At 70.8% G+C, this 12,038-nt stretch carries 12 protein-coding genes; 5 read left to right on the top strand and 7 right to left on the bottom strand.

Annotated elements, in window-relative coordinates; all coding sequences use genetic code 11:
* The first annotated feature begins 7 nt into the window (after positions 1-7).
* The 4 genes from ACCQ13_RS00900 (at position 8) to ACCQ13_RS00885 (ending at position 6,462) form a co-directional block, all read left to right on the top strand.
* Complete coding sequence (locus tag ACCQ13_RS00900) at positions 8-898, top strand: DUF58 domain-containing protein (RefSeq protein WP_104604623.1); 891 nt, start codon at positions 8-10, stop codon at positions 896-898.
* A gap of 319 nt (positions 899-1,217) precedes the next feature.
* On the top strand, positions 1,218-2,402 hold the full coding sequence (locus tag ACCQ13_RS00895; protein WP_159406459.1) for a BatA domain-containing protein: 1,185 nt from the start codon (positions 1,218-1,220) through the stop codon (positions 2,400-2,402).
* Complete coding sequence (locus ACCQ13_RS00890; RefSeq protein ID WP_167526799.1) at positions 2,399-4,666, top strand: DUF4175 domain-containing protein; 2,268 nt, start codon at positions 2,399-2,401, stop codon at positions 4,664-4,666. Before ACCQ13_RS00895 ends, ACCQ13_RS00890 begins: the two co-directional genes overlap by 4 nt.
* Positions 4,666-6,462 (top strand): amino acid adenylation domain-containing protein, encoded by a 1,797-nt coding sequence (locus ACCQ13_RS00885; RefSeq protein ID WP_159406458.1) that lies wholly within the window; start codon positions 4,666-4,668, stop codon positions 6,460-6,462. Before ACCQ13_RS00890 ends, ACCQ13_RS00885 begins: the two co-directional genes overlap by 1 nt.
* Positions 6,463-6,588: 126 nt before the next feature.
* Here ACCQ13_RS00885 and ACCQ13_RS00880 read toward each other — a convergent pair whose 3' ends face one another.
* Entirely contained in the window at positions 6,589-7,224 is a 636-nt protein-coding gene (locus tag ACCQ13_RS00880) for a DUF938 domain-containing protein (RefSeq protein ID WP_104604591.1), read from the bottom strand.
* A 35-nt stretch (positions 7,225-7,259) separates the two neighbouring features.
* A complete protein-coding gene (locus ACCQ13_RS00875; protein ID WP_159406457.1) occupies positions 7,260-8,078 on the bottom strand; it encodes an EcsC family protein in 819 nt (272 codons plus the stop codon).
* Positions 8,079-8,222: 144 nt separating this feature from the next.
* Here ACCQ13_RS00875 and ACCQ13_RS00870 point away from each other — a divergent pair, with 144 nt between their 5' ends.
* Positions 8,223-8,681 carry an SRPBCC family protein gene (locus ACCQ13_RS00870; RefSeq protein ID WP_167526798.1) on the top strand — a complete coding sequence of 153 codons (459 nt, stop codon included), beginning with the start codon at positions 8,223-8,225 and terminating at the stop codon, positions 8,679-8,681.
* Positions 8,682-8,696: 15 nt separating this feature from the next.
* On the opposite strand, the gene proP is transcribed toward ACCQ13_RS00870, so the two are convergent.
* The 5 genes from proP to ACCQ13_RS00845 all read right to left on the bottom strand — a co-directional run bounded on the left by proP (position 8,697) and on the right by ACCQ13_RS00845 (position 12,009).
* Entirely contained in the window at positions 8,697-10,187 is a 1,491-nt protein-coding gene (proP, locus tag ACCQ13_RS00865; protein WP_159406456.1) for a glycine betaine/L-proline transporter ProP, read from the bottom strand.
* A 336-nt stretch (positions 10,188-10,523) separates the two neighbouring features.
* Positions 10,524-10,661 carry a hypothetical protein gene (locus ACCQ13_RS00860; protein WP_159406455.1) on the bottom strand — a complete coding sequence of 46 codons (138 nt, stop codon included), beginning with the start codon at positions 10,659-10,661 and terminating at the stop codon, positions 10,524-10,526.
* A 10-nt stretch (positions 10,662-10,671) separates the two neighbouring features.
* Complete coding sequence (locus ACCQ13_RS00855; RefSeq protein ID WP_159406454.1) at positions 10,672-11,013, bottom strand: thioredoxin family protein; 342 nt, start codon at positions 11,011-11,013, stop codon at positions 10,672-10,674.
* A gap of 17 nt (positions 11,014-11,030) precedes the next feature.
* Positions 11,031-11,429 carry a host attachment family protein gene (locus tag ACCQ13_RS00850; RefSeq protein WP_104604605.1) on the bottom strand — a complete coding sequence of 133 codons (399 nt, stop codon included), beginning with the start codon at positions 11,427-11,429 and terminating at the stop codon, positions 11,031-11,033.
* A 142-nt stretch (positions 11,430-11,571) separates the two neighbouring features.
* A complete protein-coding gene (locus ACCQ13_RS00845; protein WP_104604629.1) occupies positions 11,572-12,009 on the bottom strand; it encodes an NUDIX hydrolase in 438 nt (145 codons plus the stop codon).
* Between the last annotated feature and the right edge of the window lie 29 nt (positions 12,010-12,038).

Genomic DNA, 12,038 nt, shown 5'->3' with positions numbered 1-12,038 from the left:
GGCGCAGATGCCGTTGCCGTCGCTGATTCCCGCCGATGTGCGCACCCGCCTGCGCGGCCTGCAGCTGCGTGCACGCCAGGCGCAGGGCGCGCACGGCATTGGCCAGCACGCCAGCCGCAGCCGCGGTGCCGGGCTGGAATTTGCGCAATACCGCGCCTACGAACCGGGCGATGCGCTGCGCCAGATCGACTGGAAACTCTACGCACGCTCGGACCGCTTCTTCGTCCGCGAAGCCGAGCGCGAAAGCCCGCTGACGCTATGGCTATTGCTCGACGCCACCGCATCGGCCGGCCAGGCCGACAGCGCACGGCCGCAGCACACCCGCCTGCACACGATGGCCACGCTGGCCGCCTGCGCAGCAGAGGTGGCGCTTCAGCAGGGCGACCGTGTCGGGCTCTACGCCTTGCATGGCGGCGGCCTGGTCGCGGTGCCGGCCGGTGTCGGCAGCCGCCAACGCGACCGGCTGTGGCTGGCCTTGCAGAACTTGCGCGCCGGTGGCCGCTGGCCCGGACTGGACGCACTGCGGCCGTTGTGGGAACGCATCGCCGCGCATGATTTGCTGCTGTCCATCGGCGACGGATTCGACGAGGAACTGGCCGCCGCGCTGGAAAAATTCGCCGCCGCGCGCCGCGAAGTGCTGCAGCTGCAGGTGCTGACCTGCGACGAGCGCGATTTCCCGTTCGCCGGCGGCCATCGCTTTCGCGATCCGGAAACCGGGCAGGAACTGCTTGGCGACGGTGCGGCCATGCGTGCCGACTACCTGCAGCGCTTTGCCGATGCCCAGCGCGCGCGCCAGGCACGCTGGCAGGCGGCTGGCATCCGCCACGCCGTGCATTACCTGGATGCGCCGGCCGATGCCGCGTTGCGCCAACTGTTTGGTCAGGGCACGGCCCGGTGAGCAGTCGTGCAGGCCCGATCTTGCTGCCACCGCGGCGCGCGCGCAGAGGCGCAGGCGATGCGGCAACCGGGAAACCCACGACGGTCGTTGCCGTGGGCAGGCAGCCGCTGCACAGCCGCTGCCCCGCATCGGGATCGGCATCGGCACAGGCATGCATCACGCGCGCATCGCGATTGCCTGGCGGCGCCGGTGTCTGCGCGATGACGGCTTGCCACTGCTCGCTGGCTGCGCAACATCGCGGCACGCCGCGGCCGTTACCTGCGCCGCGCGGTTGCATGCGCGTGGCCGTTGCCGTCTCCGCCCACGCAGGCAGCGTGCGGTGAATCTGCTGCTGCTCCTGCCCGCCGGCCTGGCTGCGCTGGCCGCGCTGCTGATGCCCTTGCTGATCCACCTGGCACGGCGCAGCGAGCACCGCCCCACCGACTTCGCCGCATTGCGCTGGCTGCGGGCGATGCCGCGCCCGCGCCACCGGGTGCGCTTGGACGAATGGCCGCTGCTGTTGCTGCGTTTGCTGCTGCTGGCCGCCCTGGCCCTGCTGCTGGCCGAACCGGCATTGCGCGAGCGGCAGGACAGCCGCCCACGCATCGCCGTCAGCCCGGGCGTGGATCTGGCCGCCGCGCGTGCGCTGCCCCACGCCGATGACGCGCAATGGCTCTGGCTGGCGCCGGGCTTTGCGCCGATCAATACCGATACCGCTGACCGCAGCCCCGCGACCTTGGGCACCGCGCAGCCGGTCGGCAGCCTGTTGCGCGAACTCGACGCCCGTCTGCCGGCCGGGGCGGCGCTCCGCGTGATCGTGCCCGCGCAATGGGGCGCATTGGATGCGCAGCGCATCCAGCTCGCGCGTGCCGTGCAATGGCAGGTGCTGCCCGGCCACTCGCCGCTGGCAGCACCCACACCGCCCGCCCCGCTGCACCTGCAGGTGGTGACCGACGACACCGCGATGCCGGCGCTGCGCTATCTGCGCGCCGTGCAGGCGGCCTGGGCGCTGCCGGACCGCCTGCCGGTGGTCACGCCGGCGGCCGCGCAGCCGCCGCGCTGGGCGCCCGGCACGGTCGTGGTCTGGCTGTCGCCCAGCGCTCCGCCGGAATCGGTCATCGCCTGGGTCGCGGCAGGTGGGCAGCTGGTGTTGCAGGCGCAGGCGTCGGTTCCCGCCGCGCTCGCCGCCCCGCTGCAAGCAGTCCCCGAGACCGATGGCGAACCGCTGCTGGAAGCCGCAGCGCTGGGCCGTGGCCGGGTGCTGCGCTGGACCGCCTCGCTGCAACCGCAGCAATTGCCCGCGCTGCTGGATGCCGACTTCCCCGCCCGCCTGCGCACCGCAGTGCAGCCACCGCCCACCCCGCACGCCGCACCGGCGCAGACCCAGCAACCGCAGCGTGGCGCCGCGATCCGGCTCAACCTGCCGCCGCAGTCGCTGGCGCCCTGGCTGGTCGGCCTGGTGCTGCTGCTGTTCGCCCTGGAGCGCTGGCTGGCCACCGCCCCACGCCGGAACGCGGCGGCATGAGCACCCCGCAGCTGCAGCGCGCGTGGCAGGCCGCACGCCGGCGAGCGGCGGCCGGCGTGCTGCTGTTCGGGCTGCCGCTGGCGCTGTTGCCGGCGGTGCTGGCCTGGCGCCTGCAGGCGGCGCCCGCACCGTGGTGGCTTGCAGGCGCCCTGCTTGCGGGCCTGCTGGTGCTGGCAGCGGTGGCGCTGCGGGCCGCACGCCGACTGGACCAGGCCTGGCTGATCCGCCGGCTGGACCGTGCGCCGGAGCTGGAAGACAGCAGCGACCTGCTGTTGCTCCCGCGCGAACGCCTCGGCCCGCTGCAGGCGCTGCAACGGCAGCGGCTGGAACAACGCCTGCGCAGCAGCCCGCGCGATCTACGTCCGGCCTGGCCGTGGCGGCGCACCGGGCCCTGGAGCCTGCTGGGCGTATTCGCCTGCGCGGCATTGCTGCTGTGGCCGCCGCGCGCACTGCCACCATCGGCCGCCAACGGCGATCGCCTCGCCACAGCGCGTGCCGAGCGCGGCGCCCCCATGCTGCGGCAGGCGCGGCTGCACAGTGCACCACCGGCCTACACCGGCCTGCCGGCCGCACGCCTGCCCGGCCTGGACGCCCGGGTGCCGGCCGGCACCCGGCTGGACTGGCAGCTGCAGGTCAGCCCCGCCCCGCGCACGGTGGCGCTGCGGCTTGGCGACGGCCGCCTGGTCGCGCTGACCCGGCAAGGCAGCAGCGACCAGTGGCAAGGCCACTGGCTGGCCGAACTGCCGGCGCTGTATCGCATCCTGATCGACGGCGCCCCCGCCGACGGCCGGCTGCACCGGCTGGACGTGCAGCCGGACCGCCCGCCGCAGGTCCGCGTGCTGGCGCCCGAGCAGAGCCTGGTGCTGTGGACGCCGGCCCAGACCGGCAATCGCGGCTGGGCGCTGCAGTTCGAAGCCAGCGACGACTACGCGGTGGCCGCCAGCGCCGAACTGCGGCTGACCCTGGCCCAGGGCAGCGGCGAGAACATCACCTTCACGACCGAGCGTCGCAGCCTCACCGGCAGCGGCCCGGTCAACCGCCGCCGCTTCGCCACCACCCTGCAGCCGCAGGCGCTGGGCATGGAAGCCGGTGAGGACCTGATCGCCCAGCTCATCGTCCACGACACCCGCCAGCCCGGCCCGCAGGAAGGCCGCAGCGCCAGCGTGATCCTGCGCTGGCCGCCGCCCGAAGCGAGCACCTCGACCGGCCTGGAGGCCAGCGTCAAACGCACCCTGCCGGCCTACTTCCGCAGCCAGCGCCAGATCATCATCGACGCGCAGGCGCTGCTGAAGGAACAACCGCGCCTGGATGCAGCCAGTTACCTCAAGCGCTCCGACGCCATCGGCGTGGACCAGCGCCTGCTGCGGCTGCGCTACGGCCAGTTCCTGGGCGAAGAGAGCGAGGGCGCGCCCCAGGGCCCAACCACGGCCGACACCATGCCCACCAGCGATGCCCCGGCCGACGATCTGCCAACCGCCGATGCTCCCGCACCGCCGGCCCACCCACCTGCCAGTGCCGATCACGACCACGATCACGACGCACATCCGGCCGGCGCCGCCGCGCTCGACGATCACGATCACCATGGCCACGACCACGGCGGCGCGCCCACCACGCGCAGCGGCTTTGGCCAGGCGCAGGACGTGCTGTCCGAATTCGGCCACACCCATGACCACGCCGAGGCCGCCACCTTGCTCGACCCCAAGACCCGCGCCCTGCTGCGCGCCGCGCTGGACCAGATGTGGCAGTCCGAAGGCGAACTGCGCCAGGGCCACCCCGAGCGCGCGCTGCCCTATGCCAACAAGGCGCTGGGCTTCATCAAACAGGTGCAACAAGCCGAACGCATCTACCTGCCGCGGGTGGGCACGCAACTGCCGCCGATCGACCCCGGCCGGCGCATGCGCGGCAAGCGCGACGGGCTGGTGCGCGGCGCCGATGCGCTGGTCGAGCGCAGCATTGCCGACCCACAGCCGGTGGCGTTGTGGCAGGCGCTGGACGACCCCACGGCGGCCGGCGATCGCGCCGCGCTGGACGCCTTTGCGCGCTGGCTACCCGCACACCAGGCCGCCCTCGACGGCCCGCTGGATCTGGCCGCTGCGGTCGAGACCCTGCGTGCCACCCCCGCCTGCGCCGCGTGCCGGCAACGCCTGCGCGCGCTGCTCTGGCCGCTGCTGGTCCGCCCGCCGGCCGCCGTGCAACCGCGCCAGGCCGCCGATGCCGGCGGCCAGCGCTATCTCGATGCGCTGCATGCACAGGAGCGCCCGTGATGCCGGCCTGGGGTGTGCTGGTAGCCCTGCTCGCGATCACCTTGCTGGCCTGGTGGCGGCTGCGCCGCGCGCGCCTGCCGGTCTGGCGCAAGGCCACGCTGCTGGCGCTGCAACCGGTGTGCGCGGCGCTGCTGTATTGCGCCCTGCTGCCGCCGGCGCAACCTGGCACCGCCGGCACCCTGGTGGTGGCCACCGCCGGCGCCGGCGCCCCGGCCTTGCAGGCGGCGGCTGGCGACACCGTCATCGCCCTGCCCGAGGCCCCCACAGCGCTGCGTGCGGCCGAGCGCATGCCCGATCTGGCCACCGCCCTGCGCCGTCACCCCGGCACTACCGGGCTGCGCATCGTCGGTGCCGGCCTGCCCGCGCGCGACCGCGACGCCGCGCGTGGCTGGCCGCTGCGCTACGCCGCACCGCCGCCCGTCCCCGGGTTGAGCGCACTGGACACGCCCGCGCTCGCCGCGCCCGGCAGCGACGTGACGATCCAGGGCCGCATCAGCGGGCTGCGCGCTGCCAGGCTGGAGCTGCTGGACCCGGCCGGTCGCCGCGTCGACCTGGTCGCCCCCGGCGCCGATGGCCGCTTCCGGCTCACCGGCAACGTGCGTGCCGCCGGCGACAGCGTGTTCGTGGTGCGCGTGCTTGGCCCCGAGGGGCGTGTGCGCGACCAGGCCACGCTGCCGGTGTCGGTGGTGGAAAGCCCACCGGCCAACCTCTGGATCCTGGCCGGCGCGCCACAGCCCGAACTCAAGTACCTGCGCCGCTGGGCGCATGACGCCGGGCTGCAACTGCACACCCAGATCGCCACCGGCGGCGGCATGCAACTGGGCGATGCCCCCCGCCCGCTCGACCCCACCACGCTGGACCGCAGCGACCTGCTGATCGTCGACGAACGCGCGCTGGCCGCGCTATCGCGCACGCAACGCGGTGCCCTGCGCGCAGCAGTGGAACGCGGGCTTGGCCTGCTGCTGCGCCTGGGCGGCCCGCCCGACGCCGCGCAGCTCAACGCAATGGCCGAACTCGGCCTGCCCGTGCGTGGCGATGGCGCCGCCGCACCGATGCGGGTCGGTGCTGCATCTGTGCCAACCCAGCCGCCTACCGCTGCGGATGCGGGCCGGCCGCCAGCCACGCCCGCCGATACCACCGCACCGGCCGTGCCCGCACTGGAACGCCGCGCCCTGGCACCGGCCGATGCCGATGCCGTCGCCCTGCAGCGCGCCGCCGATGGCACGCCCTACGCCTGGTGGCGCGCACTGGGGCGCGGGCGCATCGGCCTGATCGCGGTTACCGACAGTTATCGGCTGGTGCTGGGCGCTCGCCCCGCCCTGCACGCCGCGCTCTGGAGCCAGACGCTGGCCACGCTGGCCCGCGCCAAGCCACGCGCGCACGCTCCGCTGCGCACAGGGTGGCGCGACCAACGCATCGCCATCTGCGCACTGGGCACGGCAGCGCGGCTGCAGGCACCGGACGGCCACACCCAGCCGCTGCTGCCAGCGCCCGACACCGGTGCCGCCGCCTGCGCCGGCCTGTGGCCCGCGCAGGCCGGCTGGTATCGCTGGCAGGACGGCCAGCGCCGCGGCGCGCTGTACATCCGCACGCCCACCGATGCACCCGCCCTGTTCGCCAACACGCAACGCCACGCCACGCTGGCGCTGGTCAACACCGGCGCAGCGCCACACGCAGCACACGCCACACCGCAGCCTGGTCCGCGCTGGCCATGGTGGCTGGGGTTCGTGCTCGCTGCCACGTTGCTGTGGTGGTTGGAGCGGTGGCGCAGCGCAACAGCGCAGCAGGCCGGCTAGGCGCTGGACATGCACGGCCAACGCGCCGCACGGCGGGGCGTGCGGGTGCAGCAACTGCGAAAAAGCAAGGCATCTGCGTCAGCCCCTTGTGGAGCGGCTACGCGGTTTCTCGCCGCGCAGTGCAGCCTACCCGCGCCGCCACACCCGGCACTGATTGTTGGCCGGCAACGCGACATCTTCGATCAGGCTTAATCCAACCGATGCCGCCAGCGCATCCACCGCTTCGGCATCACGGATGCCCGATGCGGGATCGCGCGCGCGCAGCATCGCATCGAAAGCGCGGTTGCTGTCGCTGGTGAACTGGCCGTCGCGATTGAAGGGTCCATAGATCGCCAGCACCGCCGCTGGCGCCATCACCGCTGGCAACCCGGCAAACAGCGCCTGCACCTGCGGCCAGCCCATGATGTGCAGGGTGTTGGCGCTGTAGACCGCGTCGTAACCCGGCCGCCGGTCGGCCAGCGCCGGCACTGGCGGTGGCGGCGCCAAGCCGGGCGCAGGCGTCAGCACGGCCTGCAGTGGCACTGGCGTTGGCGTATTCGGCAACGCCGCCTCGTCCAGCCATTGCTGCATGCCCGGCAGATGATCGGCGTGGTCGCTGGCCTGCCACTGCAGCCACGGCATGGCCTGGGCGAAGTGCACCGCGTGCTGCCCGGTGCCTGCACCGATTTCCAGCACATGCTGCCGGTTGGCGAAGTGCCGCTGCAGCACCGCAAGAATCGGGTCGCGGTTGCGCGCGCAGGCAGGGGAGAAAGGCTTGGTCATGACGACAGCGCGTGTCCTGAAGATGTGGGTTGCGGTCAACGGGTTGCAGGCAAGGCGTCGTACGCCCGCCGCACCGCCTCCTCGCCAAAACGCCGCTCCAGCCGGCGCACGATGAAATGCCCGCGCGCCATCGCCTGGAAGTGCCGCATGAATACGGTGTTGAGCGTTGCACCACTGACCGCGCCCACCAGCGGCACCGCCTGCACGGCGAGCTTTTCGCCCACGTTGACCGAAAACTTGGCGGCGATGCGTGACACCAGCGACACCAATGCCGGCGCGCCCTTGCTGGCGAAACCGTGCGCCGCGACATGCCGGGCAGCGGCGCTGAGTTGCTGCGCCATGGCCGCACGCACTGCGAAATAGCCCGATTCGGCGCCATCGTCCACTGCACTGCGGCCGCCATGCGCCAGCACTTCCAGACACGCCAGCGCGGTGTCGGGATCGTGCAGCGATTCGCCCTCGGCGCGGGCGATGTCGGCGATCGAGCGCAGCATCACCGTGGTGGTCAGCGGCAATTCCACCAGCAATCCGGGCAGCCCGAAGAAGCCGCCCGCGCCCCCGGCCAACGCCACCGCCAAGGTGTGGCGCGTGGTGGCGGCCGGCTGCGCTGCCGGGGCAGTGCCACGCAGGCTCAACAGCGCCGATTTCATCGCCACCTGCAACGCGCGGCGGGTCAGGCCGTCGATGCCACGGGTCACCCGCTTGGGCAAGCGCTTGCTGATGAGGCCCTCCAGCGGTGCGCCCAGCGCATTGGCCAGCTGTGCGGCCACGCCGGGGTTTTCCAGCAACGCGTGGGCTGTGGCCAGATCGCGTTGCGCTGCAACATCCATCACCGGGATCGGAAGCGTCGTCATGCCTGCTCTCGTCATCGAAGGACCTCTCTAGATGGTACCCAGCCCGATGTGAGTATCGGACAAGCGGTCCCGATGACGCAGGGCGTGCTGCAATCATCTGGTAAAATGCGCGATCACCGGCATCCACGCCGCCAATACCCACAGATGACCCATGAGATCCGCCACCGCATCGTGATCGCCGCCGCGCCGGAAGTGGTGTCGGCCGCGTTGTCCGAGCCTGCGAAGCTGGGCTGCTGGTGGACGCGCGAGGTACATCAGGTGGATGGCGGCGTGTGCCTGGGCTGGAGCGGGCACGGCTGGCAGGTGGCATTGCGCATCGATGCAGGCGCCGACCATCGGCAGGTGTGCTGGCGCTGCGAGCGCTCCAACATGCTCGATACCGATGCCTGGGAGGGCACGGTGCTGCGCTTTGATCTGCTGTCCGTCAGCGAGGGCACGCAGCTGGACTTCGTGCAGTCCGGCTACCGCGATTCGCCCTGCCTGGCGACCTGCACGCAGCGCTGGCGATTCGTGCTGGGCAGCAGCCTCAAGCGCTACGTGGAGACCGGACAGGGCATGCCCTATCCGGACACGCCGCAAAGTGGTGACCCGGCGCTGCGCTGAGCGCGGGCGCCGTGCTTACGCGGTGCGTGGCTGCCCGAGCGCGGCCGCAGGGCCCACCGGCAACTGCGTATCCACCGTCACCGGGCTGTCGGTCTGCAGCAGGGCGCGCGCTTCGGCGTCGCTGGCGACCGCCGGCGGCGAGCCGCGCAACGGCAAACCCGCCGTTTCCCGTACGAACAGCATCGTCACCAGGCCGATCACCGCCGCGCCCATCAGGTAATAAGCAGGCACCAACGCATCGCCGGTGCGCTCCACCAGCCAGGCGGTGACCAGCAGCGTGGTGCCGCCGAACAACGACACCGAGACGTTGAAGGCGATCGACAACGCGCTGTAGCGTACCGGGGTGTAGAACAGCGCCGGCAGCGTGGACGGCATCGAGCTGGTGAAGCACACCAGCGCCAGACCCAGCAGCATCAGCCCGGCGAAGATCAAGCCGTCGTGACCACTGCCAATCAGCAGCAGGCACGGAATCGCCAGCACAAACAGCGCAACACAGGCGCCGATAATCATCGGGCGGCGGCCCAGCCTGTCGCTGAACAGGCCACCGACGATATTGAGCGGCATCATCACCAACATGACCAGAATAATCAGCAGCAAGCCCTTGCTCTGCGCATAGCCCATGGTGACGCTGAGATAGCTGGGCATGTAGGTCAGCAACATGTAGTCGGTGACATTGAACACCAGCACCAGGCCCACGCACTTGAGCAGCTGCGGCCAGTGCAGGCGCAGCAGCGTCATCAGGCCCAGGCCGGCGGTCTGCCGCTCGCGCTGCTCCGACTGCTTGGTATAGGCGCGAAAGGCCGGGGTTTCTTCCAGTTTCATGCGCATGTACAGGCCCAGCAGACCGAGCGGGCCGGCGATCAGGAACGGCACGCGCCAGCCCCAGTCCAGCATCTGCGCCGGGGTGAGGCGCATGTGCAATGCCGTCACGGTGGCGGCGCCGGCGATGTAGCCACCCAGCGTGCCGAACTCCAGCCAGCTGCCCATCAGGCCGCGATGGCGGTCGGTGGCGTATTCGGCAATGAAGGTGGCCGCGCCGCCGTATTCGCCACCGGTGGAGAAGCCCTGCAGCAGCCGCGCGATCAGCAGCAGCGCCGGTGCCCACAGGCCGATGCTGGCGTAGGACGGAATCAGCCCGATGCTGAAGGTGCCCAGCGCCATCAGGATCATCGTGGCCGCCAGCACCTTCTGCCGCCCATAGCGATCACCCAGCGGGCCGAACACCATGCCGCCGATAGGCCGCACCAGGAATGCCACGGTGAAGGTGGCGAAGGTGGCGATCAACTGCGCGGTAGGGTTGCTCGCGGGGAAGAATACCTGGCCCAGCGTCACCGCCAGATAGCCATACACCCCGAAATCGAACCATTCCATTGCATTGCCCAGCGCTGCGGCGCCAACGGCCTTGCGCAGCATGCCGCGGTCCACCACGGTGACCTCGTCCAGCTGCAGATGACGGCGGCGTTTGAACCAACCAAAGTGCGAACGGATCGCGCGGGTATCGTGCATGGGTGCAGTCTCCAGACTGTGTCCTTCCGGGAGCGGCCACCGCTGCCCGCTCGTCCTGGCCAACGCACAGGACACGACACATCCACACACGGCAATTGCACGTGCATTGGGGAGCCGGAGACATTCCCGGACGGCCGCGTCAACTCAGCAGCGCTGCGGGACAGATGACCAGAGAAATGGGCGTACGCCCAAGGGCTTGATCGGCGGCCATGTTACTACAGCCCACACACCGCTGCAGACGCGAGCGAGCGCAACGCGCCACATTGCGCGTTTTCCCGCGAAAAACTGCATGTCGGCGGCCTGTCGCGGCGTCGCACGTGCACACGCGGCATCCAATCAGCACGCCGCCAAAAGATGCATCTGCCCGCTGCCTGTTTGCGCATCCGCACAGATGCGGCAAAAGCGCATCGACGATGCGCCGTCAACGCGCATGCAGGCATCCGCAAACTGGTCGAAAACGCGCGCGTCGCTCACGCATGCACGATCAGCGTGCGTCGATAGTGGCGTCCAGCACCGCCAGCATCGCGTGCAAGTCTTCGCGGGCCTGCGGCCGCACCGCGCGTGCGAGCTCTTGTCCATCGCGCAGCAGGATCACCGTGGGCCACAACGTGACCTTGAAGGAGCGGCCCAGCGGCCGCCCCTTGCCATCTTCGATCTTGTAGTAGTCCAGCGCCGGGTAACCTCCCAGCACCTGCTGCAACAAGGGCTGCGCCGCACGGCAATGACCGCACCAACCGGTGCCGAATTCCAGCAACTGCAACCCCGGCTGCGCATCGATGGCGCTACGCTCGGGCGCGTGTGCGGCATAGTCGCGAACGAACCCCATCGCCGGTCTCCTCGCTCTCAGGACAATGCGCGCTGGATGTCTTCCAGCGGCAGATTGGTCAGGTCCTTGGCCAGATCGCCCACCAGCCGCTGCTGCGTCTGCTTGTGCAGTAATGGCCGCACGCGGCCCAGCGTGGTCGGATCGGCCACCAGCACCAGGTGGGCATATTCCTGCTTGAGCGCCCCATCGTTCAACGCCTGCGACAATTGTTTGGCGAAGGTCATTTCGTCCAGATCCGCTTCGGTGAGGTCGTGCGGCGCCTTGCCGGCCGGGCCGTCGTCGTCAACGTTCTGCACATCGGTGCGTGCATGCTGGCGCAGCATCACCCGGGTTTCGTTGCCGGTATTGGTAAACCAGCGCGCTTCGCCACCATCGGCCACCACGACCAGGGCACCCTGAGGAATTCGCAGACTCATTCGATTTCTCCTGTTGCTGTCGGCGGCCTGGCAACTGCCACGCCGCATCGATTGCAGGCTAGGCCAGCAAACGTAAGCGTGGCGGCTAGCCGGCGTCAGCGGGGCGTTAGCGTGCAATGGCCGAGGTGCGCGCGCGGGCCGGTCATGCAGCGGCGGCGCACTCGGCCTGCAGCTGTTGCACTGCCTGCCGCGCAGAGCGGGTCAACGGCGTGGGCAAGGCATCCAGCGCGAACCAGCCGATGTCGTGCAGCACCTGCGGCTCGCACAACACCGCCTGCTCGCTGCCTTCGATACCGGCCAGATACACCGGCGCCACCCAATGCTGCGGCGGATCCATCTCCGGCTCGAAGTGACTGACCACGCACAGTACCCGCTGCGGATGCACCTGCAGGCCGGTTTCCTCCAGCACCTCGCGCACCACCGTGGCTTCCACGGTTTCCATCCAGTCCACCTTGCCGCCGGGCAGCCCCCAATGCCCCTGCTCGGGCGCCCGCCCGCGCAGCACCAGCAGCAATCGGCCATCGGTGCGCTGGATGAAGGCGCCGCAGCCAACGCGGGGACGCAGATCGGAAGTGGACATGGCATGTCTGGCGAGCGGGTTGGTGCAAG

It is taken from the genome of Xanthomonas sp. NCPPB 1638 (genome assembly GCF_041475635.2).
Classification (GTDB): Bacteria; Pseudomonadota; Gammaproteobacteria; order Xanthomonadales; family Xanthomonadaceae; genus Xanthomonas; species Xanthomonas cucurbitae.
Note: the sequence above shows the minus strand (reverse complement) of the source record. Positions and strands in the feature narration are given on the sequence as shown.